This is a genomic window from Actinomadura soli (assembly GCF_005889715.1).
Taxonomy (GTDB): Bacteria; Actinomycetota; Actinomycetes; order Streptosporangiales; family Streptosporangiaceae; genus Spirillospora; species Spirillospora soli.
This window is the reverse complement of record NZ_VCKW01000120.1, coordinates 1-25,795: the sequence shown is the minus strand read 5'-3', so window position 1 is coordinate 25,795 and position 25,795 is coordinate 1. Positions and strand designations below refer to the sequence as shown.

At 64.5% G+C, this 25,795-nt stretch carries 16 protein-coding genes; 8 read left to right on the top strand and 8 right to left on the bottom strand.

The annotated features are described in order from the left end of the window. Window positions 1–228 precede the first annotated feature (228 nt). The 8 genes from queC to dbpB (ETD83_RS22665) are packed head-to-tail and all read left to right on the top strand — an operon-like array spanning window position 229 to window position 7,202. Entirely contained in the window at window positions 229–936 is a 708-nt protein-coding gene (gene queC / locus ETD83_RS22700; protein ID WP_205717818.1) for a 7-cyano-7-deazaguanine synthase QueC, read from the top strand. Window positions 937–944: 8 nt separating this feature from the next. Further along, window positions 945–1,583: a 7-carboxy-7-deazaguanine synthase gene (queE, locus tag ETD83_RS22695; protein WP_138647165.1), complete on the top strand. Its 639-nt coding sequence runs from the start codon at window positions 945–947 to the stop codon at window positions 1,581–1,583. Further along, the gene (queD, locus tag ETD83_RS22690; RefSeq protein WP_138647164.1) at window positions 1,583–1,939 is read left to right on the top strand and encodes a 6-carboxytetrahydropterin synthase QueD; all 357 of its coding nucleotides are present in this window, start codon (window positions 1,583–1,585) and stop codon (window positions 1,937–1,939) included. The genes queE and queD overlap by 1 nt, the downstream gene beginning before the upstream one ends. Continuing rightward, window positions 1,903–2,742 (top strand): GTP cyclohydrolase FolE2, encoded by an 840-nt coding sequence (folE2, locus tag ETD83_RS22685; protein WP_138647163.1) that lies wholly within the window; start codon window positions 1,903–1,905, stop codon window positions 2,740–2,742. Before queD ends, folE2 begins: the two co-directional genes overlap by 37 nt. Next, window positions 2,739–3,698 (top strand): hypothetical protein, encoded by a 960-nt coding sequence (locus tag ETD83_RS22680; protein ID WP_205717817.1) that lies wholly within the window; start codon window positions 2,739–2,741, stop codon window positions 3,696–3,698. Before folE2 ends, ETD83_RS22680 begins: the two co-directional genes overlap by 4 nt. Further along, window positions 3,698–4,846 (top strand): DGQHR domain-containing protein DpdB, encoded by a 1,149-nt coding sequence (dbpB, locus tag ETD83_RS22675; protein ID WP_138647162.1) that lies wholly within the window; start codon window positions 3,698–3,700, stop codon window positions 4,844–4,846. Before ETD83_RS22680 ends, dbpB (ETD83_RS22675) begins: the two co-directional genes overlap by 1 nt. Further along, window positions 4,843–6,075, top strand: coding sequence for a tRNA-guanine transglycosylase DpdA (gene dpdA, locus ETD83_RS22670; protein ID WP_138647161.1), 1,233 nt, complete (start codon window positions 4,843–4,845; stop codon window positions 6,073–6,075). The genes dbpB (ETD83_RS22675) and dpdA overlap by 4 nt, the downstream gene beginning before the upstream one ends. Beyond that, window positions 6,075–7,202 carry a DGQHR domain-containing protein DpdB gene (gene dbpB, locus ETD83_RS22665; protein ID WP_138647160.1) on the top strand — a complete coding sequence of 376 codons (1,128 nt, stop codon included), beginning with the start codon at window positions 6,075–6,077 and terminating at the stop codon, window positions 7,200–7,202. The genes dpdA and dbpB (ETD83_RS22665) overlap by 1 nt, the downstream gene beginning before the upstream one ends. A gap of 488 nt (window positions 7,203–7,690) precedes the next feature. Here the strand turns inward: dbpB (ETD83_RS22665) and dpdD are convergent, their stop codons facing one another. The 8 genes from dpdD to dpdE form a co-directional block, all read right to left on the bottom strand. Then, complete coding sequence (gene dpdD / locus ETD83_RS22660) at window positions 7,691–9,859, bottom strand: protein DpdD (RefSeq protein WP_138647159.1); 2,169 nt, start codon at window positions 9,857–9,859, stop codon at window positions 7,691–7,693. Beyond that, window positions 9,856–10,386: a phospholipase D-like domain-containing protein DpdK gene (gene dpdK, locus ETD83_RS22655; protein WP_138647158.1), complete on the bottom strand. Its 531-nt coding sequence runs from the start codon at window positions 10,384–10,386 to the stop codon at window positions 9,856–9,858. The genes dpdD and dpdK overlap by 4 nt, the downstream gene beginning before the upstream one ends. 133 nt (window positions 10,387–10,519) lie before the next feature. Beyond that, the gene (dpdJ, locus tag ETD83_RS22650; RefSeq protein ID WP_138647157.1) at window positions 10,520–14,995 is read right to left on the bottom strand and encodes a protein DpdJ; all 4,476 of its coding nucleotides are present in this window, start codon (window positions 14,993–14,995) and stop codon (window positions 10,520–10,522) included. After that, a complete protein-coding gene (locus tag ETD83_RS22645; RefSeq protein WP_138647156.1) occupies window positions 14,988–15,680 on the bottom strand; it encodes a hypothetical protein in 693 nt (230 codons plus the stop codon). The genes dpdJ and ETD83_RS22645 overlap by 8 nt, the downstream gene beginning before the upstream one ends. After that, window positions 15,673–18,780, bottom strand: a complete 3,108-nt coding sequence (locus ETD83_RS22640; protein WP_138647155.1) for an ATP-binding protein — start codon at window positions 18,778–18,780, stop codon at window positions 15,673–15,675. The genes ETD83_RS22645 and ETD83_RS22640 overlap by 8 nt, the downstream gene beginning before the upstream one ends. Beyond that, on the bottom strand, window positions 18,777–19,655 hold the full coding sequence (locus ETD83_RS22635) for a hypothetical protein (protein ID WP_138647154.1): 879 nt from the start codon (window positions 19,653–19,655) through the stop codon (window positions 18,777–18,779). Before ETD83_RS22635 ends, ETD83_RS22640 begins: the two co-directional genes overlap by 4 nt. 2 nt (window positions 19,656–19,657) lie before the next feature. Beyond that, the gene (gene dpdF, locus ETD83_RS22630; RefSeq protein WP_138647153.1) at window positions 19,658–22,219 is read right to left on the bottom strand and encodes a protein DpdF; all 2,562 of its coding nucleotides are present in this window, start codon (window positions 22,217–22,219) and stop codon (window positions 19,658–19,660) included. Then, window positions 22,204–25,248, bottom strand: coding sequence for a protein DpdE (dpdE, locus tag ETD83_RS22625; RefSeq protein WP_138647152.1), 3,045 nt, complete (start codon window positions 25,246–25,248; stop codon window positions 22,204–22,206). The genes dpdF and dpdE overlap by 16 nt, the downstream gene beginning before the upstream one ends. Window positions 25,249–25,795 lie beyond the last annotated feature (547 nt).

Sequence of the window (25,795 nt, the reverse complement as noted above, 5' to 3'; positions counted from 1 at the left end):
GTGCAGTATCTGGCATCTCCCTCCTCGCCCACCCGCCACCACCGGGCCGCATGTCGGAGTCCGTGCATCACTGCTCGCTGAGATGTTGCCTACCCTCAGATGCTGTTGGGCTGAATCCGTCGGAGGTGCCGTGGCGGCTTGGCGTTGGCAGTCTGCTGAAACTAGTCTCTTCATGAGACGAACGGTGATGTAGTTTCCTGAGCGCCTTGACGAGTGGAGGGTCAGCAAGTGAACAGTGACAAGCGCAGGGCGGTCGTGCTGCTGAGTGGCGGCCTGGACTCGACCACTGTCCTTGCGATCGCTCGCGACGAGGGCTATGAGACGCACGCGCTGAGCTTCCGGTATGGGCAGCGGCACACCGAGGAACTCGAGGCAGCTGAGAAGGTGGCGGTCGAGTTGGGGGCGACTCAGCATGTGATCGCGGACATCAACCTTGCCGTCTTCGGTGGATCCGCCTTGACTGATGACGCCCTTGACGTGCCGCACCATGACAGCGTGGAAGCCGTCTGTGTCGAGGAGATTCCGATCACTTACGTGCCCGCTCGTAACACCGTCTTCCTGTCGTTCGCGCTAGCCTGGGCGGAGACGCTCGGCTCCTCCGATGTCTTCATTGGCGTGAATGCGATGGACTATAGCGGGTACCCCGACTGCCGCCCCGAGTACATCGAAGCGTACGAGCGCATGGCCAATCTGGCTACGAAGGCGGGGGTCGAAGGTACCCAGCAGCTCAAAATCCACACGCCACTGATCGAACTCACCAAGGCCCAGACCATCCAGCGAGGACTCGAACTCGGGGTGGACTATTCGTGGACGCACAGTTGCTACGACCCGGTTGGCGGTCGTGCGTGCGAGACCTGTGACTCCTGCCTACTGCGCAGCCGAGGCTTTGCGGAGCTTGGCATGGTCGATCCGTCGTTCTCCTCAGCGAACGCCTAACCGCGGAGATGTACCGGGTCAAAGAGATCTTTTACACCCTCCAGGGCGAAGGTAGCCATGCAGGGCGGCCTTCTGTGTTTTGTCGGTTCACAAGTTGCAATCTGTGGACCGGTAGAGAGAAGGACCGCCATCGGGCCATTTGCCAGTTCTGCGACACCGATTTCGTCGGGACGGACGGCCCAGGCGGTGGACGATTCAGCAGCGCCGTTGATCTGGCCGCCGCGGTGGCCAAGACCTGGCAGGGGCAGACCCACCCGCGTAGCAGGCCGTACGTGGTATGTACGGGGGGCGAGCCGCTCCTGCAGTTGGATGCTGAAGCAGTCGATGCTCTGCATGCTGAGGGCTTCGAGGTTGCGATCGAGACCAATGGAACACGGTCGGCACCTGACGGGATCGACTGGATCTGTGTGAGCCCGAAGGCTGGAACAGAGTTGGTTTTGACGTCCGGGCATGATCTGAAGTTGGTCTACCCGCAGATGGGTGCGGAGCCGGAACGCTTTGAAGATCTCGACTTCGATCGTTTTCTATTGCAGCCGATGGACGGGGCTGATCTGGTTGCCAACACGCACGCTGCGGTCAAGTACTGCCTCGAGCACCCTCAGTGGCACTTGAGTGTCCAGACACACAAGACTCTGGGAATTCGATAATGGAGATCTTTTGCGAATTCACGTTCGAGGCAGCGCATCGGCTCCCGAACGTGCCTGAAGGCCACAAGTGCGCGAGGCTCCATGGGCATAGTTACCGCGTAGAAGTTCACGTGATCGGTGATGTCGACCCTGACATGGGCTGGCTCGTGGACTTCGCTGAGATCAAGGCAGCGTTCAAACCGATTCAGGGCCAACTTGACCATTATTATCTCAACGAGGTCTCAGGGCTCGAGAACCCGACCAGCGAAGTTCTCGCCAAGTGGATTTGGGACCGCCTGATCGACCAACTCCCGCTTTCGGCAATCATGGTGCGCGAAACATGCACCTCGGGCTGCATCTACCGGGGGGACAGGTGACGCTCGAAGACGTGCAGGCGAGTGCCGACTCGCGAGGGATTCCGTTGGATGAGGTCGGGATCGAGGGTCTCCGCTACCCGATTCTGGTAGCGGACTGTCAGGGCGCCAAGCGAGAGACTGTCGCCACGGTGGCGATGTCGGTGAGCCTGGAACCCGAGGCTAAGGGAGCGCACCTTAGCCGCTTTATCGAAGTGCTCCACGGCTCCAGAGACCAGTTGAGTCCTCAGAACGTGACCAGGATTGCCGACGAACTCCGCCAGCGCATGGGGAGTTCCTCCGCTCGTGTGGGCATGTCGTTTCCGTACTTCCTGGAACGGGAGGCACCAGTAACCCGGGCTCGCGCGTACGTCGAGTACACCTGCGCGGTGACCGCTTCCAGCGAGGCTCGCGGCAGTTCGATGGTCCTGAGCGTAGAGGTGCCCGTTACAAGCGTCTGCCCCTGCAGCAAGGCCATCAGCGATCGTGGCGCGCACAATCAGCGTGGCCACATCACCATCGACGTCAGACCTGTGCAGCATCCGACCGATCTTTGGTTCGATGAACTCATCGATGTCGCCGAGGCCGCCGCCTCGTCGCCTGTCTATGCGTTGCTGAAGCGGCCCGATGAACGGTATGTGACCATGGCCGGCTACGACAATCCGGTCTTCGTCGAGGACATGGTCCGCACCGTCGCACAGTCGCTCGATGGCTGGGACCGGATCCGGTCGTACCGCGTGCGAGCGATCAACGATGAGAGCATTCACAACCACGCGGCCTTCGCCGCGGTTTCCTGGCGGTCCCCGGCCGGGAAGGCTGCGGGATGATCGAGGAGGCCAGCCGGTCTCAGCCGACCGTGCATGTGGTGGTCACCTGTGCCAACCGGAAACGGCACACGCCATCCCAGCGTCTTCAGCTAAGTGATCTCAAGGGTGACGATGTCGCCGATCGCTCTGCTCGATGGGTGCACCGGCTGTCCGCCGAGTCCCCCGTAATAGCAGCCAGCCAGATGTATGCGGGCGAGCACTGGCAAGCGGCCAAGACTTTGTCAGCGACGGTCCCGGGATCGACTCTCTGGGTTTGCTCGGCCGGCTACGGCCTCATACCTGTGGAGGCACGGATCGCCTCCTACGCTGCCACGTTTGCTCTCGGTCAGGAGGACTCAGCCGCCACCGACGTAGAGGGAATGCGTCAATGGTGGATGGGGCTGGCGGCGTGGGCAGGCCCGCAGCCCGGGCAGCCGCGCTCTTTCACCGAACTTGCCAAGCAATACGCCGATTCGGTTATCGTCGCCGTGCTGTCCGAGGCCTACCTGCGAGCGTGCTCCGACGATCTGCGTGAGGCAGCTTCCCTCTTGAGCGACAGTGGCAACCTCTCGATCATCGGTCCGGCCGGAAAGTGCCGAGAGGTTGACGACCTCATCGTCCCCGTTACCGCAGCGCTCAGACCAGCTGTCGGCGGGAGCCTCCTGTCGCTCAACGTCCGCGCAGCGGCCAATGTCCTTGCCTCTGCGCGCGACAGGGGAGCTCCCTTCAGCCGTTCAAACCTCGCCGGGTTGATGGCGCAAGCCACTGCCACCGCCCCACAGGAAAAGGGACGGCGCCCCCCGGGGACCAGGCTCACCGATGATGAGGTCCGCAGCTACATACGCAGCTCGCTAGAGCTGGGCCCTGCCTCAGCAACGCGCCTGTTGCGACAACTGCGTGCTTCTGGTCAGTCGTGTGAGCAGGCACGGTTTAAAGCACTCTTCGACGAGGTTTCCTCTTCGGGAGGGCTGTTCTGATGGCGCCTCGCAGCAAGACTCCCACTACCGAGGTTCGCGCACTGCGGATCGTCCAAGCGGACAACTACCCCCTCTACGTCTTCATGCTGCGCGCCCAGGAGGTCCTGCAGTTCGCAGACATCTCCCGGGTCAGCCGAGACGAAGCCGGGAAACTGATCGGCTACCAGCGCCCGCAAGTGCGCAAGCACATCCAGGAGATCGTTGACTACCTGGACAGCGAAGCGCCGATCCTGCCCAACCCCATCATCATGGCCCTGTCCTCGCAGGTGCGCTTCAGAAGCACCCGCGGAGGAAACCGCACCCGGGACGACGGTGTCTCAGACACAGGCCGGCTCACCATCCCGCTGCCACAGGAGGGCAAGCCCAAGCCCGCCTGGATCGTAGACGGGCAGCAACGTGCACTTGCGCTGGCCAAGGCACAGCGCCAGGACTTCCCCGTCCCCGTCATGGCCTTCGTGGCTGACACCGTCAAACTCCAGCGCGACCAGTTCGTGCGGATCAACAACACCAAGCCCCTTCCCCGTGGCCTGGTGACCGAACTCCTGCCTGAGGTGGATAGTCCACTGCCGCCTCGACTGCAGATCCAGAAGGCCCCATCGAGGCTCTGCGACGTCCTGAACACCAACGAGAAGTCACCATTCTTCGGGATGATCAAGAGGCCCTCCACGGCGGGTAGCAAGCAACCGGGCGCTGTCATCACCGACACCAGCATCGTAGAAATGATCAAGGAAAGCCTGACATCGCCGGCGGGCTGCCTCTTCCCGTACCGGGACCTTGGCAAGAACGAGACGGACTTCGACGGCATCGTCCAGGCGCTGACGATCTACTGGTCGGCCGTCCGCGACACCTTCCCCGATGCATGGGGCAAGCCGCCAGAGAAGAGCCGCCTCATGCACGGCGCCGGAATCCGGGCTATGGGGCGCCTCATGGACCGGATCTACGGGGCCATCGACGCGATACGGGCAGACGCGCCAGAACTCGTCCGCCAGCACCTCTTCCTGGTCGCCCCGCGGTGCCGATGGACCTCAGGCTCCTGGGAAGAACTCGGGCACCGCTGGAACGAAATCGAGAACACACCCAGGCAGGTGACGGAGCTCTCCAACTACCTGATCCGCGTCTACCAGAACGCTCGCAGGGAGCTCCCGTGAAGTTCTATTTCCCAGACAGCCAGGACCAAGTCAGCCCGACATACGACTTCCTCAATGAGGAGTATTCCCCGTATCGGGTACGGCAGCGCGACGACAAGTACGCTCACGAGGTTCTGGAACCCCGGCCCTACGACGGGATATTGGTCAGCAAGGCAATTGTCGACGGCTCTGTCAAGGGTTCCGGAAAATACTCCATGCCGCAGCGGGAGCGGCTCTACCGGTTTGGCGTTAAAAAATTCTTCAGGCTGCCCGAAGGTGTCGCGACGCTGGGCGACTGCGGCGCCTTCAACTATGTTGACGAAGAAGAGCCCCCCTACAAGGTAGATGAGGTCCTCGACTTTTATGAAGGATGCGGCTTCGACTCCGGCATCAGCATCGATCACGTTATCTTCGGCTATGACCCAAAAGTTTCCGATGCCGACGTGACCCCGGCTTGGGCCGAGCGCCGGGAGATCTCCCTCCGGTACGCACGAGACTTCCTTGAGAGCGTTCAGGTCCGACGAAGCAACATCGAACCCGTCGGAGCCGCCCAGGGATGGAGTCCAGCAAGCTATGCCGAGAGCGTCCGGCAACTTCAGGAGTTCGGATACAAGCGAATTGCTCTCGGAGGCATGGTCTCGCTAAAAACGAATGACATTCTGGCATGCCTAAGAGAGATCGATACCGTGCGCCATGAAGATACGGGGCTCCACCTGCTGGGAATCACCCGTGTGGGCTCAATCGAGGAGTTTGCCCAGTTCGGGGTCACCAGTTTCGACAGCACCGCGCCGTTCCGTCAGTCGTTCATGGACGACCGTAACAACTACCACACTCCCGAGGAGAACTACACAGCAATCCGAGTACCCCAGGCGGACAGCAACCCAGCACTCAAGCGCAGAATCCTGTCCGGCGCGGTCTCACAGAGCCTCGTCAAGACCGCGGAACGGGAGTGCCTTAAACGGCTCCGCGACTATGATCGAGGCTCAGTTGAACTGGAAGAAGTAATCGAGATCCTGGCTGAGTACGAGAAACTCGTCGAACCGGACAAGAAGAGTCGAATTCCTGCCTACGAGCGCACCCTCAAAAAGATGCCATGGAAGGCGTGTAAATGCACTCTCTGTAGCAAGTATGGCATCGAGATCATGATCTTCCGAGGAACCGAGCGCAATAAAGGCCGGGGCTTCCATAATCTTGCCATCTTTAACGGCAAGATTCGCCACATTGTTCAATCGCCTACAGGGGAGAACTGATGGCAGATCGCTACATGCTCCGACTTCCCGCACTCGAGGTCCGGCAGGGTTCTCGCTTCATCTACTGCTTTGCGTTGGATGGCAAGCGGTTGCACGACTTCACAGCGGTCTCCCGCATCAGGCGCGACAGCCAGGAGCAACTTCACGGCTATCAACGGCCAGAGGTCGCGAATCACATCCGCGCGATCAAGCGCTACCTGGAATCAGGCGACGCAATACTCCCCAACGCCATCGTGCTCGCCTTCGACAGCCGGGTCAGCTTCGAGCCCGCCCCGCTTCCACAAAGCGACCAGGCCTCCCGGGCCAACTACTCCACTCCGGGCGAATTGATCATTCCTGTGGACGAGACCCTGGCTGACGAAGACAAGCCGGCGTGGCTCGTGGACGGGCAGCAGCGAAGCGCCGCGATCAGGGAGGCTGACATCGGGGAGTTCCCGGTTGCCGCCGTGGGGTTCATCGCCGATGACGAGACTGAGCAGCGTGCCCAGTTCATCCTCGTGAACAACACCAAGCCACTTCCTAAGGGCCTAATCCACGAACTGCTGCCGGACACCAAGGGACACCTTCCTCCCTCGTACGCCCGACGACAACTTCCCGCAGAGGTCATGACCCGGCTTAACGGTATGTTCCGTGGACCGTTCTACCGGGCGATCGCGACGCCGACATCGGCCCGGGGATACATCAAGGACAACAGTATCTTGAAGATGATCGAGCACAGCCTCTACGAGGGTGCCCTCTACCAGTACAGGGATCCCTCTGATGGTTCAGGCGACGTCGACCAGATGCTGCTGCACCTAAACACGTACTGGGGGATTGTGCAGGAAATGTTCCCCGAGGCATGGGTGTTGCCTCCCAGGCAATCCAGGCTTACACACGGGGTGGGAATCCAGGCCATGGGTTTCGTCATGGACCGTCTGACCGAGCATCTTCCCGCTCATAACGTTGGCACTCACGTCGTCGTCGAGGCGCTGGAGCGCATCAAACATGCTGCCGCCTGGACCTCAGGCAGCTGGAATTTCGGAGACGGTGAAGAGCGCAAATGGAATAGCCTTCAAAATACTCCAAGCGATGTCAGATACCTGACCAACGGCTTGATCCGCGTCGTCGATCAGGAGATCCTCTTCTGAAGGGACGTGACTGACCAGCCAATTTCACCTACGCTTGCACAGGAGAGATTCGCGTCAGTTCACTGGATTGCTTCCTTCCTCGATGAAGGACCCGGAAAAGCTCGCCATCTGTGAAGCAAGAGTAAATTGGAAGGCGATGGCGGGATGTAGTTATCTATGTCCAATCCATTTTCGGTCTTGGAACTGTGGTGGTAACTGGGCTCGCAAGTTGACTGACGCTGGTGATGTGTGACGATGGGCGCAGGTCTGAGTGGTATCAAGGCTTAAATCGCCTCGTTCTCAGGCTGTTCATCGCTGCTCGAACTAGATCTTCAATTGTAGATCGCGGCTACTGCGGTCCATCGTCGAGTGCGGCAGCACATGCGAGGTGCTTAGGACAGTGAGGCTTACGTATTCGGCTTTCTTCGACCTCGTACGCCATGCCAGTCACAGGAGTGCGACATTCAGCAACGGTCTACAACAGTAGGAGTGACCTTTCAACTGAAGGGCTAGGCTCCGGTGCCTGACAGATGTTGTTCGAGGGCTTGCATGAAGCCGCTGACGCCTTGTCCCTGCGGCAGGATTTGGCGATCGCGTGGTCGTGCTGCGTCGATTGCGGCTGTTGCGGCGTGGGTGGCGTGTTTCGTGTCGACGATGAGGTAGTCCGCGCGGGTGGCCAGTGCGCGTAGGGCGGCGGTGGAGACTTCGTCGGAGTTTCCGACGACGGCGCGAGGGGTGCAGAGCAGGGACAGCCGGTTTCTCAGAGTTGCTTCTGCTTTGGGCAGGAGGGAGTAGATGCCGATGGTGGTGCCGTTGAGCCGGTTCCAGACCGTGTCGGTGTCGTCTGGTGCTTCCTGTGGAAACTGGTCGCCGAGGCCAACTTCCTTTGCCAGGTCTGTCAATTCGGAATGTTGACGGGGGCTGAGGCGTTGCCAGAAGTCTCGGCTCTTGCCGAGGACCTCGGCGATCGCTGCGGATCTGCCATCGGGGGACGGGGAGGGCGCTTCGAGCAGGATGTCCAGCAGGGAGATGGCCCAGTCGATCGCGGCCGGAGACGATATTTTCCGCCACAGGGAAAGCGCATGGTTGAGCGTTTTTCGGTATCGGTCTTCTTCCAGGCCGCTTTCGAGTAGCTTCTTGATGAGGAAAAGATAGGCGTCGCGTACGGGGGAACTGAGGTTGTGTTGTTCCTCGAGTACGAGCAGGACGGCGGAGGAGAAGTCGTCGCCCCGCCGGCTCTCAGCGGCGTTGGCTGATTCTTCGCAGAGAACGTCGAGGGCGGCGATGATCTGATTCTGGTTCGTCCCCGTCCAGGCGCCGAGGATCCCGTCGGCTGCTGTGGTGATTTCTGCAGCTGATAGCGCTCGCAGGTCTGCCCAGCGGTGGCGTTGCGCGCGTAGTATCTGCGCTGCGTCGGCCCACGGCAGGTCCTTACCGACTTTGGAGCACCATTCCGTCCAACTGTGGCATGAGCCGTCGACCATACGATGCAGGTCGGTGATGTCTCGCCGAAGCCGCCTTTGCGGCACGAGTTCCTGTTCGTCGATGAAGCCTTTGACTACGGCTAGGACTGCGGCTGCCTCGGCGGCTTCTTGGGTGTCAAGTACCGCCTGCACGGCCCAGTCGGCGTCCGCTGGCGCTGGCGAATCGATGAACGCTTGCACGACGGCGCCGTATTGCCCCTGGTCGTAGAGGTCCTCGATACTGGCTGGAGGCTGCGACTGGGATAGTGCTGGAGTTTCTCCTTGCTCGGCCAGGCGCTGTAGTCGTTCGCGGTCCGCGGAGGTGGTGCCGGGCGCACTGAGTAGGCGGGCCAACCGGCCGCTGTCGCCTTGGGCCCGCGCGACCACTGCCGTCAACGAGCGCGCTTCCCCGGAGGCGGGGACGTCTATGGCGTTGAGGAGTGTCCCGTAACGAGAGTGCAGTTCCTGCTCTTGGTAGATGCTGCTGGCGGATTGTCCTGCGGCGCAGCGGCTGACCACGTCGGTGTGCCAGACCATGGCCAGCAGAATCTCGTTGACGGCCCGAGGACGCCGAGCGCGCAGCATGTCTTGCAGGTAGGGAAGGCGACGCAACTCTTCCCAGCGTTGGAGGCTTCCCAGCAGTTCGACGGCGAGGAATCTGAGGTTCTCGGCGCTGAGACGTCCGGTCAGGCGCAGGCTGTCCAAAGCCGTCTGTGCGGCGTCGCCGTTCTCCGACAGCAGCGAGAGCCTGAAGTCGCGGAGCAGTTCGGTGTGCGAGGGGCGGGTGGGACGTGCGCGCACTTCCTTGGTTCCCAGAGCGGCGATTGCGTCCTCGAGACGGGCCAGCATTTTAGTCGGTGCAGCCTGGGTCCGGCGGACGAGGGAGAGTCTGGTGATACCCGCCGTGTCGAGGGCGTGATCGGCATCATAGGCGGCCGGGGATAGTGCGGCGGGTTCGATGATCGCGAACGCCGGTCCCAAGAACGCTTCCAGTACTTCCTGGCCGTGGCGCTGGCCTTCGCGGTTCTTGGAGATCAGGTAGAACCCGGCCGGAGTGCGTTCCAGGGGAACGATGAGCCAGTCGATCTTCCCTGCGGCCCAGGTGCTGAATTGAGTGTCGAAGAGGACCTCGACGCGTTCCTTCAGTGCTTGGAAGCGCCTAGTGTCTCCCATGGCGGCCCGCAGTATGTCCTGCAGCGTTGCGTCGTCGCTCACAGGCGCCCTCCAAAACGGTCGTAGGCGTCCATCCTGGCTTGCGCGACGTAGTCGGCCTCGGTCCGCAACTCCACTTGTTCTTCGCGTATATGGATTCCGTTGTAGGTGATGTTCATGCTGCCCGCGAGGGCATAGGTGTCCGACGTCAGCGACTTGGTGTGCAGCCTTCCCGTCGGGTCCGTTTTGATCGTGATGTTGGCAGTGACGTTGAGGTCGCGGGCCAGGACCGTCAGACGGCGTTTGAAGGCATCGTTATGGGGGTCATTGGTGGTTGCGACGACGATCTGCGTGCCTTCGGCGGCCATGGTGACGAGGACCTCGGTGATGCGGGCGGGCTGTCGGCCGAAGGGAGCCAGGGCGGGGAAATTTCCGGTGGTGTTGTCCATGACGCCGACGTCGGAGATCCATGGGGAGACCAGCCACAGGCAGGTGCCCGGATAGCACAGCTCGATGGCGAAGAGCGCGCCGAGCAGGTCCAGGACCTCGTGGGAGCTGCGGGCGCTTGATTTGCGGATCACCCGGTTCATGGCCGTCCACCGTCCAGCCCGGTTCCGCCCGAGAGTGCCGGGCGCTGCGGGCATGGCATTGAGCGAGCCGTGGGCACGCCGGCGTGAGGGACGAGGGGGCGGCCTGTCTCGGACTCGCTGCGTGAGCGGGGCATCAGACGGCCTCTCTGAGTAGAACGCGGACCTCGGCGTGCTGGTCGGTGGTGCGGGCTCCGACCACAACGGGATGGCACAGCAGTGTGCCGACCTCGATCGGGCGGGTCTGCAAATCCAAGATCGCGGTCTGCAGGGTGGCCCGGTCGGCAACGGGAACCGACAGGATCGCCTCTCCCGAATCACGAAGCAGGTCGTGCACGGCATCGCGCTGGTCGTCGTCCCAGGGGACGATGGTGCGGGTGGGCGGGCGCAGGTTCACAAACGGCCGCAGCATCGCGATCGAGGCGCGCAGGGTGCGGGAGTAGGGGTTGTAGGACAGATCCGCTTGGGCGGTGTCACCCCAGGGCCACAGGACGTTGGCCACGGCACGGGCGCGGTGGGATGTGGACGCGTTCGCGGGCAGGCGCAGCAGGTCGTCGAGGCCGGTGCTGTCTTGATCGGCGATCAGCGCGCCCAGGGTTCTGGCGCTGACAGCGAACCGGGTGTCCGCAACGACCTGTTCTCGCCGTTGCAGCCATGAGCGGACCGCGGCGGCCAGGTCGGGGTGGGCGCCGGGGCCTGCGATACGGGTGCTCAGTGCGGAGCGGGCTGGTCCGCCGAGTGCGAAGCCGCTGTTGAGGGCGACCTGGTTCAGGTGCTGCACGGCGATATCGGCGGCTCCGTGGCCATCGGCCCAGGAGGAGCGAAGGTCAGACAGCGCGGTGTGGACTTCGTAGGCGTCTGTGCCCAACAGGGCGGCCAGTTCGCTGTCCATGGTCTCGATCGAGGACGGGCTGAGCGCGTCGTCCAGGGCACGGGTGAGCGCTTCGGGATCCTTGGCCAGGGCGCGGACCAGGGCTTCGATCTGCCCGATTCCGCCTGGGGACTGTTCGGAGATCCAAAAGGTGTCGTCGCGGTCGGGGGACAGGTCGATCATGAGGTTGTCGGGATCGACGCCGGGTGTCAGCGTGGTGAGCGCGGCCAGTGTCAGGTGCGCGGCGGACAGGGTGTAGCGCGCGCGCCACCAAGCCCGCCATGCGGGCGAGCGTTCGTCGCTGTCGGCCTCTTGCGCCGCGGCGAGTGTGGCCGACTGCACTTGGGGGTCTTGGCACCAGTCGACCCAGGACCGTTCGCCAGGGCCGGTGGCCGATGCGGTGCCAGTGATCAACCCCAGCGTGGTCGCCGCCCGGGTCAGCTGGCGGGCGATATTGTCCTGCTCGAGTTTCTGTCCTTGCAGGTGCGCGGTGGTCAGGGTCAGCATCGCGACCTCGGTCAGGGAGGTGCGGTCCAACGACGTCATCGCTGCGGGGAGTTCGGCCTCGGCGACGAGGTAGTGCTGCAGCCTCTGTACGCGCTCGTCGGGGTCGGGCGCTGGAAGTTCGTCGGGGAGTTGGACGCGGGCGTGGAGCGCATCGCAGTGCACTTCGACCCCGAGAGCGGCCGAGCGCCAGCCGTCGGGGGTCTCGACACCGAAGTCAAGGTGGACCGGCTGCGGGGTGGGGGCCCACAGGGTTCCGTTGGCGGCTTGGGCATAGCGCAAGACCTGGACGCCGCCGCCTTGGATGTGCAGATGCGCGGTTATCTGGGGGATGAGGGTCTGGATTGCGTGGGCGATGTGCAGCGGAGTGCCTGCGCCCAGCGCCGTGGCGTAGAATTGCCAGTCCATCTGCACCGACGAGGCGTCGCGGACAGATGCCTCGACCGGTTCCAGGACGGCTGCCGTCGGCGTGTAGACCGTGATGGGGTCCGCGCCCTCGTCGATGACATCGACCAGTGCGGCGCGGTAGGCCCGCTGGATGTCTATGCGGTGATCGCGGGCACGGGCGGAGCCACCTGCGGGAGCGGTGCCGGAGGGGGCCGGTAGGGAGATCCAGTGCCGCTTGTTGGTGGCCGAGATCCCAAAATGCCGGCTGACGTTGCCCGGGCAGAACTCGCGGAGGGCGCGCAGCGCGGGCAGACTCTCGAAGCGGATCCGGTTCTGCTGGCCTGGCACGGCCAGTTCCACATCCGGAACCAGCAAGTCGTCGAACAAGTTGCCGGGGATGAATTGCCGCAAGGGAGTGCGGGTCTGCAGGCTGGTGTCGCCACGCTGAGGTAGTTCTCCCGCCCACTGGTCGCGCAGTCGCCGCCGGATGGTGGGGACCACTGCCGACAGCAACGCACGCGGAGGATCCCACAGCAGGCTGTCGACCAGCGATTCGGCCATGGCCGCACCCTTGGCGCGCAATCCCAGGGCCCGGCCCAGATAGCGGCGGAGCCGTTCCCGTTCAGGTCCGAGATGCAGCAACTGCGTCAGCAGGTCAGCAATCTTGTCTTGGCGCTCTTTGGTCTGTTCCTTCCGGGATTGGTTGTTGGGGTAGAGCAAGGCTGCCGGACCGGACAGGTCAGTCCAGGTGGATGCGCCGGCGTAACCCAACTCCTGGGCCAGCCAGTCCATCAGCGCGTACACCGCCTGAATGCGCAGCACGTACATGTTGTCCAGCGGCAGGTTGCGCGGGGGGAGTTCGGGGTCGAACAGCGCCTCGTAGGACTCCCATGCCTGCCGGTCGCGTCCCCAGTCGCTCAGGACGACCGCCGTCCAGGGGCGGGTACGGGGGTTGCGTCCCGCGCGTCCCTTGCGCTGGAGGAACTGTGCGGGGTCGTGCGGTGCTTTGTGCTGCAGTACCGCGCCGACCCGGTCGTCGTCGAATCCCACTTCCAGGGTGGCGGTGGCGATGACCAGTTGAGCGTCGGCCTCGATGCCACGGTCTTGGGAGGAGGTCCGGTCCAGGCGCAGCGAGCGGTCTGCTTCGACGCCGTACCCGAGTTGCTCGGGCAGCCACCACCACTGTCCGTCGAGGTCGCGATCGTCAGCGGGCTCTTGGCGAGTTTGCGCCTGGCGCTGCTGCCGTTGGGCGCGCAGGTGCGCCAGGGTCACAACTCGCCTGTCGCGACGCTGCTGGCCCGGCCAGGACCAGCCCTCAGCGTCCAGCAAGTCCCAGAACAGCCGGTTGGTGCTGTCCAGTTTGTCGGTGAAGGCGAACAGCCTGCTGCCGAAGACGCCTTCGGAGGATGGCGGGGGGTTGAAGGGGTCGTCGGTCATGGAGTCCAGGCAACGCGCCAGCGCCATGCACGCCTGGATGCTGGTGGACATCGTTCCGGTTCGAGAGTGGGGGTCGTGGCGCAGCGCGAGCAGGTATTCGGCGCCTGATTCGTGCAACTCTTCGGGGCGGGGCTGGACGACGGTAACGACACCTGGGGACAGGCCGACCAGTTGGGCGAAGAACTCCCCGGCGTTGCGCAGGGTGGCCGACAACCCCACCCAGACCGGCGGATGCCCCAGTGCGTGGGTCAGGCGACGCAGCAGGATCGCGTTGTTGGCGCCCGTGGAGCCTTCGTAGGTGTGGACCTCGTCGAGCAGGACCGCGGCCAGGGATGCCGGACGCACCCCGAACGCCTTCAAGTTGCCGGGGGCCGACAGTTGGCGGTTAAGGGATTCGGTGGTGCTCAGCATGAGGCTGGCGGGGTTGCTGCGTGCGCTCTGACGGGTCAGCCGGAGCAGGCCGCCGGCCACCTCGGAGCCGCAGGACGGCGCTGTGCACACCAGCCGTTCCCGGTTGGCGTCCAGGTCGGCGATGCGCCAGATCATCTCGGCGTTGCAGTCCAGGCAGCGGAGATAGGGGCAGGCGAAACCCTCGGGGCGCGTGCTCCACTCGCGTGCCTCGCCCCGGCGCACCGACTGAAGCGAAGAGGGGGTCTGGCCGAACCAGGTGGCCACGCTGAGGTGGGAGGCATTGCCCGCGCCGACGGCGCGCAGGCGCCGCACGTAGCCCAGGAGCGTCCGCAACTGGTCCTTGAGCAGTTCGTTACGCGGATACAGCGCCAGGACCCGGGTATGGGCGGCGCCGCTGGCGGGGGACTGCTCGGCCAGCCAGGACAGCAGCGGGAGATAGAAGGCGAGGGTCTTACCGCTGCCGGTACCGGCGGTCACCATGACCCCGCCGGGCGGGTCCGCGCGGTCGGGACGGCCGCTGCGCTGTTTGCCGGCCAGCGATTCCAGGATCGTGGTGATGCTGCGTTGCTGGAACCCAGAGAACTCGGCTGGTGCCAGTTCACGTGCGGCTGCGATGCCGGCCGGGCCGAGCAGGTGGCTGATTGCGTTGAGGACTGTGTTGCGGGGCAGGTCGCGCTCAGGGCGCCGCCGAGGGCGGTGCAGGTAGCGATAGTCCAGGACCAGGGGCCGGCCTTCGGTGACGCGTTGCTGGCGGAACGCCTGCTTCAAGGTGGCCAGCAGGCGCAACGTTTCGGCGCTGCGTGACCGGTAGCCGCCCTGGGGGGTGCGGACCACCACCATCGAGGTGGTGAGATCGCTGAGCAACTGCGAGGCGCTGCCATATTCGGACAGGACCGCGAGCAGTTCGTTCTCCGTCCATTGGGCGCCTACCGCTCCCCAGGACAGCAGTTGGGCTTCTTGCAGTTCGATCTGCGTCAGTGCTTCAAGCGCATCGTCATTCATGTGGGCCTCCCGCGGGCGCTCCCGTGACGATCTTGAAGTTGAGGGCGACGTCCTGGTCTTGGAGCCATGCCAGAACCTGGCTGTCGAGTAGATCCAGTGGAGCGCCTCCACGTGCCGCCGCCGACACAAAGTCCCTGACGCCTGCGGGCAGTTGCTCTCTCAGGTGTGCGAAGCGCGCGTCGGCCTGGTCCAGGAGTTGCAGGTCCTGTTCGGTGGGCAACCGGCCACCGAGTCTGATGAGCGGGGCGAGGGCTTCATCGAGTTGCTGTGCGGCAGCGGCGATGTCGGTGGCTCCACCGAGCGCGCTCATCAACTCGCGCAGTTCGTGTGCGTCTCCAGTGCGGTCGCGCAGGTATTGCTTCCAGGCTGACTGGGCGGCGTTGTTTAGGGCGGCGGTTCGCTCGCGGACCGCCCGTGTGGCGGCGCTCAGCGCCCGGGCTTGCAGTGACTGCTGCGCAGCGTCCAGGAAGGTTAGAACCTGGTCGTCGATGGCGGGGGGCCGCCACCAGGCGCTACCGTCCAGTTCGGCGGCCTTGCGGACCTTGGCCAGCAGGGGCAGAGCTTCGTCGAGTTCCCGGGCGGCGTCCTGAAGGGCATCCATGTGCCTTTGGGCCTGCACGGCGTCGGTGGCTGTTTCGACGGCCTGGCGCGTCTGGGCGATCCAGGTGGTGGTGCCCTCACTCATCGGTCGGCCCCCCCATCGTCTTCAGTGCCTCAAGATGTTGTCTGGCCTGGGCCAGCTTTTGCCGCACGTCTTGCTGTAGTTGGTCGTGGTTGCTGCTGAGGCTGCTGCTGCGTTGGGCCTCATCACGTGTGCTGGCCATAGCCCGCTGGATGGTGGCCAGCGCGTCGGCGCCGGCGACCGCCCACCGCGCCCACGACTGGATCATGACGGCCTCAGCTATCTGATCTTGCGCTTGGGTCGGATCGTACGGTTGACCAGGGGCGCTGTGCAGGGGCACGTGCGAGGGGAGGCCTTCAAGGATGTTCAGGGCCTGGTCGAAGATATGCCATCCGTCCGCAGGGCGGAAAAGGCGGCCGCTGTTCAGGGCCCGGGTCCCCGCTTCACGTGCGGCCCGTGCCACCGTTCGCGGTTCCTGTCCTTCCAGCCCGGTCCTCAGCACGTCGAGTGCGGCTGCGGCCTCGCGCAGTTGCTCTGCCGCCGCCGTCTCGACGGTCTCCAGCAGGTCCTTGGCCGAGGTGGCCAGTGTCGGCTCCACCTCGCTGAAGGTGTCTGACACTTGACGCAAGAAGGCGCCGGGGGCTCGCAGTGCCTGGTGAAGTCCTTGCTGCAGCGCGGCGATGTCGACCAGTTCCGGCGCGCCGGTGTCACCCTGGCGGGCCGCGGCGAACGACCCGACCAACTCGGCCGTCCGGCCGGAGTGCAGGATGCGCCGGGCTTGCCGATCTGCGGCGTCCCACGCTGGTGTAGCGGGCACGTCCGATCCCGTCGGCGTCGCGAGGGGCCGGTGTGCCAGTACTTGGTGGACGTGCTGGATGGATGCAGAGGGGGCACCTGTGGCAAGTAGGGCGATGGCGTGCACTCCCAGGGCCGAACCGGCCAAGTCGCGGCGGGCGACCCGTTCCAGGAAGATCGTGCGGACGTGTTCGGCCCAGGCGTCGAGTTGGCATTCCAGGGTGATCATGAGGTCGACGGGGCGCTGTCCCTGCGGCCAGGGCCATCGCCCGCCTTCGGGGTTCCAGTGACCGTGGTCGTGGAACCATCGGGCAGCAGCCAGGACTTTGACGGCGTCGCTGGTGCGCTCGATGTCGAAACGCACTCGGTTTGGTCCTGGGCCGCGGCCGCGGGCTCCCTTGATATCGAAGGACGGGCGGCTGAAGAGTTCGCCCAGGATCCTTGATCCTTCACCTGTGGCCGTATGGATTAGGTCTTCGTCCAGGTTGAGTCGTGCCGAGACGAGGTGGAACAGAATGTTGCGGTAGGTGTCCGCCTCGTCGTCAGGTAGACGCTTCCCGTTCTGCCACTGAAAGACGAGCGGGAGCGGGCTCTCCTCGACGGGGGGAGCGGGGTCTTTCCGCTTGTCATTCGGCTTGGGCTTGATCGGGGTTTTGTGGGTGCGCGTGTCCAGCGTGAAGGCTTCGAATATCGTGGCGTCGACTGGCTCCTCGTCTCCCCACAGAACCAGCATCCGGTAGAGGCGATCCGCGTCCCTTTCTGCGTAGCCCTCCAGCACCACGTCTTTGGCGCGCTGCACCCTGAAATCGAAGCGGTCTTTCACTCGCTCATCTGGATAGGTGCCGCGTTTGATGTGCGGGTCAGCCTCGGCCAGCGTGTCGGACATGCATGAGTCGATGATCGATCGAGGTGTGGGTTCTGGGCCGCAGGCCTCGAGGGAGCGGCGTAGTGCGATGCTGTTGTAGGGGTAGAGCCCTACCCGGCCCAGTTCCGGGACGTCGATCGCCCCGAAGGAGCTATGGCACTCATCTTTGAACTGGCAGGCATTGCCGTCGTTTCTCGTGTCGCAGGCGTTGGGTATCCACTCGCTGCTGGTGGATCCTTCCCTCGCCCAAGCGTCCTCGACGTCTGCGCGCCCCACCCGCGTCAGGTTGAGGTAGCGGGCGACGAATGTCTCGTGGTCGGCGAGGGCTGTTGTTTTGACCGCGAACCGGTGGGTGATGCGCGTCTGGACCGTCTCGGGCAGAGACCAGTATGGGGCGTCCGTCACTGCGAAAACGATCCGCAGGGGCGTCAGGTCGGGGCCAGGGGCTGTGGCGAACTGGTCGTAGAGTTCTCCGTCGATGAGGCCGAACTGGGCCAGGTCCTCAAAAAGCAGGACCAGTTCTTTGCCTTGGCTACGCAGCAGTGTGCGGGAGCTGCGGAAGAGTTCGTCGAGTGTCAGTCCGCTGGTCTTATTGCGAATGCCCAGGACCTTGGGGACCGCCTGGCGCAGGGCCTCGTCGAGCAAGGCCAGTGCCGGCTTGGGGTCCTGTTTGACAGCGAGCCATCGCTCTCTGAGATCTTGGTTGGCTGCAAGGGCTTTCAGTACGGTGGAGTCCTTGAGAGGGAGTTCGTCGGCTGTGAATCCATGCTGGTCGGCGTCTCGTCGCGAGGTTTTCTTGTAGACGGATGCCACGAACCGGTGGATCCGCCCGTTCTCCTGGAGCAGCGCGTGGTTGATCAGCGGCTGGGAGAGTAGGTCCGCGAGTCCGTTTCGCCGCTTTCCTTGGTCGTCGTCTTCGCCTAGGAGCATGGTGCGTTCTTCACGCGCTTCTGCCTGCTCCTCGGTTTCGTCATCGCGGGCGGGGCGGGGTTCGAGTTCCCAGGTCAGCGTGAAACGCATCTCTTCGAGGAGGCGGTCGCGGAGCTGCTGGGGGCTGGTGTTGCCCACTGCGGCATCCACCTGCTGCATGAACTCTTCGCTGCGCCCGCCGGGCAGGCCGGTGGCGATCTTGTGCAGCAGTTGCCGGATGGTCTGGACGGCGCGCGGCACGTAGAGGACCTGGTACCGCGGGTCAGCGTGGTCCAATTGGGCATGAACCCATCTCACGACGTGACTTTTTCCTGCTCCGGAGCCACCGGTGACCGCGATGATCGTGTTTCTGGCCTTGTCACCGATCCCCGCGGTCAGGCAGGCCAGGACCTGCCGCTCGTCCAGGCCGGCATCCGGCTGCCGCTCACCCTTGAGGTGGTCCAAGGTCATGGGGGAATGGGCGGCCAAAAAGACAGCGTCGGCGCTACTGGGGAGCGCCCCGATGTCGGAGTAAACGGTCTCGCGTACGGACGGGGCGCTCCAGCAGCGAAAACCCCGCATGGTATCGCTCATCGGTGTTCCCCCTTCATGACCCGCACCTCTCCGATGCGGTATCCGCTGTCGCCCAACTGCAAGGAGACGGCGCTAATGGAGTCATCCGATGCGATGAGTTCCAATTTTCTCGCTCGTTCCAGTTTCCGGATGGCCAGGGCGACCGATGGCCTGACGGCCCATTCGGAGACTTCATCCGCAGGCAGGACGTTGACCAGCGGCCGAGCGCCCAGAACCGGGAGTAGTGAGTGCAGTCCGCGGAACCAATCGTCGGCCTTGGAACGTGGTGGCAACTCGCCGAGCACGGCGTCGACGGCGCGCGTCGGATCGATGGTGAGCACGGAGGCTCTTCTTTTGACCGGGGTCTGGAAGCCTAGTCCGAGTGCCTGTGCCCATCGTCGAAAGGGGCGCCACTGCTCCCGGGCCTTCACCGGGCCCTGTTTGTCGGGCCATGCTTCTTCGAAGGCCTCCTCTGGGCCGTCGGACCAGCCGTAGGGGAGCGGCTGGAGCGGATCGCGGCTGACGAACCAGGTGAGCGCCACTGCCAAGTCCGATGGCCGTTCACCCTGTTCGATGGCCTCAACCGCGCGTTCACCGATTCTTCTCAGGATGAGACTGCCGATCAGGCGGGCACCAGGCGAGCGGTCGCGTTGCACGGATTCTTGTGCAGCCGCGTGCAGAGCCCAACCGCGCTCTCGGTCCTCGATGATTCCCAGATCGTGGCCGACGGCCAGGCAGGCCTGGAAAGTGCTGCCGGAGTCGGCTGGTGTCTCCAGCGGGTGCAAGAGTTCTTTGAGCGTCGCCTCATGGATGCCGCCGGGTTGGTCGGCGAGAAAGCGGCAGATGATTGCCAGGCCCGGGAAGCTGGCCCGTGCGTGCTCCTTCAGGTAGTCCACAGTTAGCCTCCCAGAATTTGCAGCGCGGTCATGGCATCCAGTGCGCGGTCGCGATTTACCTGCCGACCGCCTATGGTGCCATCTTCGGGCAGGAGAAGAACGTCAAACACCGACGACTCGCCATTTCTAGACAAAAGACGCGATTTGTGTCGGAGCCATGTCGCGGGCACGCGGCTTGCCGGCGGGTAGACGACGAAGGAAGAGCAGGGGGTTAGATCGGCGGGGCTGATAGGAGAGAGATCGACGAAGAGCCACTCCTGCTGAGGAAGGGAGGCTCCGATGGGGCCGGCCAGGTGCCTGACCCCCCGGGCCACCAGGGCATGCGCCAAGCGCGGAGCCACCGCTGCCACGTCATCGGTCTTCAGCAGGATCAGCCCGTCCTGGCGGGGGGCCATGCGGGCCAGATCGCCGAGGTCGGCTCCTGGGCCGGTGACTGCCCACCGTTGCAGGGGGTGTGTGGGGAGTTCCGCGGGAGCGGTGATGCCTTGCTTCCGGCAGCCGGGGCAGCGGCCGCAAGGGTAGGACGGGATGACGTAGTCGGCGGTCGGGCCGAAAAGCCGGTGGACCTCCTGGTCGGGCTCGTAGGCCTGGGCGATCGCTTGGCATGCGTGGGCATCCGGGCTCGCCATGGCGCTGGCGGCCTCGAAGGCGCGGCGGGCTTGCGTGCTTTCGTGCTTTTGCCAGGGCGTCCAGTGAGTCTCCCAAAATTCCAAAGCCATCAGGTCCCCGCGTTGCAGCGAGACGCCGACCCAATCGCGTAGATCATGGTGGTGTTCGGACGGGTCGGCTACAAGACCGGCCAAGTCCTGCAGGTCTTCGACGTCGATTTGCAGCCGCTGCAGGGCTTTCAACTCCACCAGGCCCTGGACGAGTTGCGCGTTCCAGATATGGTTGTAAGAGCCGCGGGCGGGTGCCCCTCGGCTGTCTTGCAGGTCGATGAAGGAGCGCTCGCCGAGTTGGCGGCGGTGGCTCCACAGGTCGATCCAGCGGTCCCTGGCGGTGGGCGCGGTGAGTACCTTGGTGACCAAGCGTTTGGCTTCCTTGATGTCCGGAGGCGCGGTGAGCAGGAACGCGGCCGACACCGCGCCGTCGCGTCCTCCCCGCCCCAGCTCCTGGTACCAGCGGTCTATGGTCTCGGGCAGACAGGCGTGCACCACCGTGCGGATGTGCGGATAGTCGATCCCCAGGCCGAAGGCGGAGGTCGCCACGACCAGGTCCACGCTTGCGGGATGCTGGGGGCTGCTGCGCAGGTCTTGCAGGACGCGGGCCCGGTCCTCGGCGCTGGTGCGTCCGGTGACCTGCGCCAGCCGACCGTAGCCGGCCTGCCGCAAGGTGGACATCCACTCCTGTGCGGCGGCGGGGGAGGTCACGTACAAGATCGCGGGCCGGGGAAGATGCGCCAGCACCTCCAGCACCCGCTGCTGTCGTTGCGGTGCGTCCTGGGAGTGGGCGGTCCACAGGTCGGGTTCGGCCCGCAGGGCGTTCGCGGCGACCAGGGAGCACGGTCCCGGCTCGGCGAACAAGCGGTGCAGGTCCCGCAGTTCGAAGGCGCCCAGAGTCGCGCTGAGTAGCAAGGTGACAGGCCCTGGGTGGCCGCCTTGGGTGGCCTGGACGAGCAGATCACGCCGCAGGTCGGCCAGGGTGCGGAACTCCGGGCGGAAACCGCGGCCCCATTGCGTGACCAAGTGGGCCTCGTCCACCACCATCCCGCCAATGCGCCCGGCTCCGGCCGCGTCCTGAAGGAGTTGGCGCAACGCGCGCGTCATCGATTCGGGCGAGGTGACCAGGAGCGGTTGCCGTCCTTCACTCACACGTGCGCGGATGCTATCGCGTACGTCGTCAGGGGTGCTGGCGGTCCAAGCGAAATACAACTCGCCGTGGCGCGCGTTCGGGTGGCTGCGGACCCAGTGGTCGCGAAAGCGGCGTTCGAAGTCGTAGGCCAGCGCGACCGTCGGAACGATGATCAGCGTGACTTGGTATTGATGCTGGTCGGCCAGGCAGAGCGCGACCTCGGTCTTGCCGCTGCCGGTGGGCAGCATCGCGATGATCGTGCTGCCCGGCGGCGCGGACACCACGGCGCGGCAAGCCGAACGCTGGCCTGGGGTGCGGTAGCGGGGGTAGCCGGTGCAGCGGGTGAAGAAGGGATCGGCCTCCAGGTTAAGGTGGGGGAAGCGTTCTCCCTGCTGGGTGCCGGCGAGCGCGGCGTTGTCGGGGACACCGCCGGGTTCAAGCCATGCGGGGTTCCATGGCAATGCCGCCCAGACATTGTCTTGCTGCTCCCGCAGTTGTGCTGTCTGCGCGACCCGGCGAAGCCGCGTTGACAGGTCCGGCGCGGTCGCCACTGCGTTGGGCCGGTCGTCGCGCAGTGACCAGCGTCGCAGCAGTTGGCGGACCAGGACGGCCACGTCCAGATCGCTGCCGTGCAGGTCGGCATGGGCTTGCGGCAGACGCAGGTACAGGTCGTCGCCGGAATCTGCAGGGACCGGTCGGCCGGCGGTGCTCAGCCACTGACGGATCTGCTCGTCCGGGTCCTGAAGGGGAGTCGGCGTCATGCTGTCGGCCACAAGACGACCGCGCCGCAGGCGATGATGGATACGGCGGGGGATTCCACGCCGTGACGCAGTGCGCGTCCCAGAGAGAGTTCGTGCTGCAACTCGGTCTGCGCGGCGTGACGTTCGGCACTGGTGGGCAGCCGCTGGGACCGGGCGCGTAAGACCGCGGCGCGCGCCGCGGTCTCCTCGCCCGCCCGGTGCCCCGCTGCTGCGGGCACGGTCGCCACGTCGGGCAGAGCACGCACGTGGTCGAGTGCGGTGTCGGCGCTATCAATGCACAACTGCCGCCAGTCGGGCAGTGCAGCAAGGACGCTGCTCCATTGGGGGCCGCGCAGGACCCGGTCGGAGTCGGGGTCGAAGGGTGCGTCCAGCGCCTGCGTGAGGGATGGCGAAGCCACGCCGTGGGGATCGGCCCACACGCGGATGATTCTTGGTGGGAGGAGCGCGTCGCCGCGCCGGCGAAGCCGTCGGCGGACCGCCTGGCTGTCGGCGGGAAGTCGTGTCTCGTCGAATTCGACAAGTATGTCGCAGGACATCCAAAACGACGGTGTTATGCAGTCGTCGCTGGGGCGCACGATGGCGCGTGCGCGACCGCGTTCGTCCATGCGCAGGTGCTGTTCTAGCCAGTCGACCAGGGGGTCTCCCAACCTCAGGGGTGCCACTCCGTTCCGGGAAGTTGCCACGGACCGGTCATAGGCGCGGGGGCGTCTGAGCAGCCGGACGACATGGCGCATGAGGTCGTCGGGCAGTCCGGGGATGGAGCGCGGCGACAGCGGGAATCGCAGCAGCGGGCCTTGGGGGTCGATTCTCGGTTGCAGACCGAGGCCTCCGCGAGCCGAGGCGAATCTTTCAAATGCGCTCTGCAACTGCGGGTGCCGTTTCTCCGAGTCCCGCAGTTCGGCCATGCTTGCGTCATCAAAGTCAGTGTTAGAGGTGATGGATTCGAGCGTCTCGAGCAGGTCGACCGCGTCGTGTTCCTCTGCGATTTCTTTTTTCATCGCAGAGAAATCGAAGGTGAGTGCGTCGCTTCCCCTGGATAGCAGCCGGGATGTGAATTCGTGGTAGATCTCGGCGTTCTTTCGCTGCACGGTCGCCACGGAGTCGCGGAAGATTCCCAGGCCCTCGACCAGGAGCCGGATGTGCCCGTCGACCCAAGCGCTGCCCGCTTCCTGAAGAACCACGATCTCGGCTGGTGAAGTGCGCAGCGCGAAACGATCCAACCGGCCGATCCGCTGCTCCAGTTGATTGGGGTCTAGCGGCAGGTCGAGGTTGACTAGAACGTGCGCTTCTTGGAGGTTTCGCCCTTCTTCCAGGGTGGGGTCGCCGACTAGCAGAGCGCGTTGGGGCGTGTCCACGAACGCCAGCGTTTCCCGCTCGCGGGCTGCCTGATCCATCCCCGCCAGGTGTCCGGCCACGACGGCCTCACCCCAGCGGTCCAGCGCAGCGGTGTGAAACTCTTGCGCCGCCGCGCGCGAACTGCTGACCGCCACGACCTTGAGTCCCTTGGCCAGCCGATCGTCGATGACGTCAAGGGCGGCCCGGGTCCGTGCCCCGGTGTCGATACCTCGCAGGCGCGCGATCATCGCGTTGATCAAGGGGTCGGGCTGGGCCGCGGCATCCCAGCCCGCCTGGAGTTGCTGAAGGTGGTGCAGGAGTGCGCGGGGTCCGGCCAACGCGTGCAGGACCATGGTCACCAGGTCGCCAACGCGTTCTTCAGCTTCGAGGTGGACGGCGTCGCCGAGGCGTTCGCGGTAGAAGTCGAGGAATTCGTCGATCATCGCGCGCGCGGGGTCTTCAACAGGGGTGAAGCAGGGGCGGCGCCCTACCACGGGATAGTCCTGCGCGGCTCCCGTGCGGCGCCGGTGGCGGACCATTCTCCGGCTGATCCGATACGTTTCCTTCACATAGGAATTCAACCGGTCCCAGGCGGCCGTGTCGTCAGGGCCGCGCCGGCAGTCCTCGACCATCTCTACCACCGCCGGATCATTCTTGTAGGTCCCGGCGATCTCTTCGAGCACTTTGTTCTTCATTCGGGATGTGGCGCGCCGAGACGTCAGGATCTGCAGACCGTTGGCCTCAGTCTCGCGCTGACGGATCCGCTCTTCGAACGACTCGAGGTCTTCGATCCCGTAGGCGACAGGATCCACCAGGTTCAGCAGGCCCAGCAGGTCGGAGAGGTTTCCGCTCAGCGGAGTGGCCGACAGCAACAGGAGCCCCTTGGTCCGGTGCAGGCCCTTTCGCAGCCCGGGGGCATCGGCAAGGTACCGCATGAGCCGGTGGGCCTCATCGATCACCACTACGGCGTGCGCCGTCAACCCCGTCTCACCGGCCAGGTCTTCATGTGAGATGAGTCGGACCCTTCCCTCGCCCATTTCGGTTCCCAGCAGCAGTCTTTCGCGCAACTCCTTCCCCCATTGGCCCCGCAAATACGATGGGACTGAAATGAGGGCGGTCGCATGCTGGTCATCGAGGAGCAATTGCCGGACGACGAGTCCGGCCTCAACAGTTTTGCCCAGCCCGACCTCGTCGGCGAGCAGGTAGCGCAGGACGGGGTCGCTCAGGACCCGCGCGACGGTATCCAGTTGGTGTTGATAGAATTCGACGGGAGCGGAGAGGGCGGCGGTGTAGCCCCGGGACGCTCTGCGCTGAAGAGCCAACTCGTCTAGGAACGCGCGCCGCGCCTTATAGAATTCCGGGGAGTCGCAGAAACCCTGCGCCACAGCGTTGACGGGATCATTCAGGGGATGGTTCCAGCGGACCTTGAATTGATCCGGCTCCAGGCTGAGTTCTTTGGGCATGCCCGGAATGCGGACATGGTACTTTCCGAAACTGCCGATTCCGGCGATCTCGGCTGCATGCCAGCCGTAAGGCTCTCCTTTGATCCAGACGCGAGACCCCGGCGAGAGGGCAGTGGCAGTTAGGCGTTCCGATGGAACGACCTCGGTTCGTTCGGCGTGCCCGGGGATGTCGGTATAGACAACGACGGCGTTGGTTGCATGCAGTTCTTTGCAGAAGGCGGGACCGAGGCCGCTGCCTCGCACCTCGACCCAGCGCCCGATATAGTGCCCGGTCAGCGAGTGCCTACTCAACGAACCCCCGACCGGTGCACCTCTGTGAGGCAGGAGACATGCTGTTAGTCACCGTTCGATGGTATCTCCCAAACGTCCGAACTAGGCGCTGTGTAAATCGGGTCAAAACGGTGCATATCTGTCTCCCCGTCTCCCTGCGTGTAGGGCATCGTCGCTGCACTTGGTTCGTTGAAGTCAGACGCGCCTGCCGACCCCCGGGTTTACGCCCCGCCCGGTGGCTGGCGGCGCGGTGAGTGGAATCGGGGTCACGAAGGCTTCGGCCAAAGCATGATCGGCGGCGAACCACGGTGCCGGACCAGACGGCACCACGGCCGCCGGACCTGGTCAAAAAGCCGACGGTTCGTCGCCGACCGGCCTGATCGGCCGTGGCTGGCCGACATCACCTCATGGGAGAGCCACGGGTCGATCAGGCCGCATGATCTCGGTGCTGGCAGGGTGTCGGTCGAGCCGTCGGCGGGTGACCACTGAGACATCACCGACCCCCTTGAGGTCTGAAGTT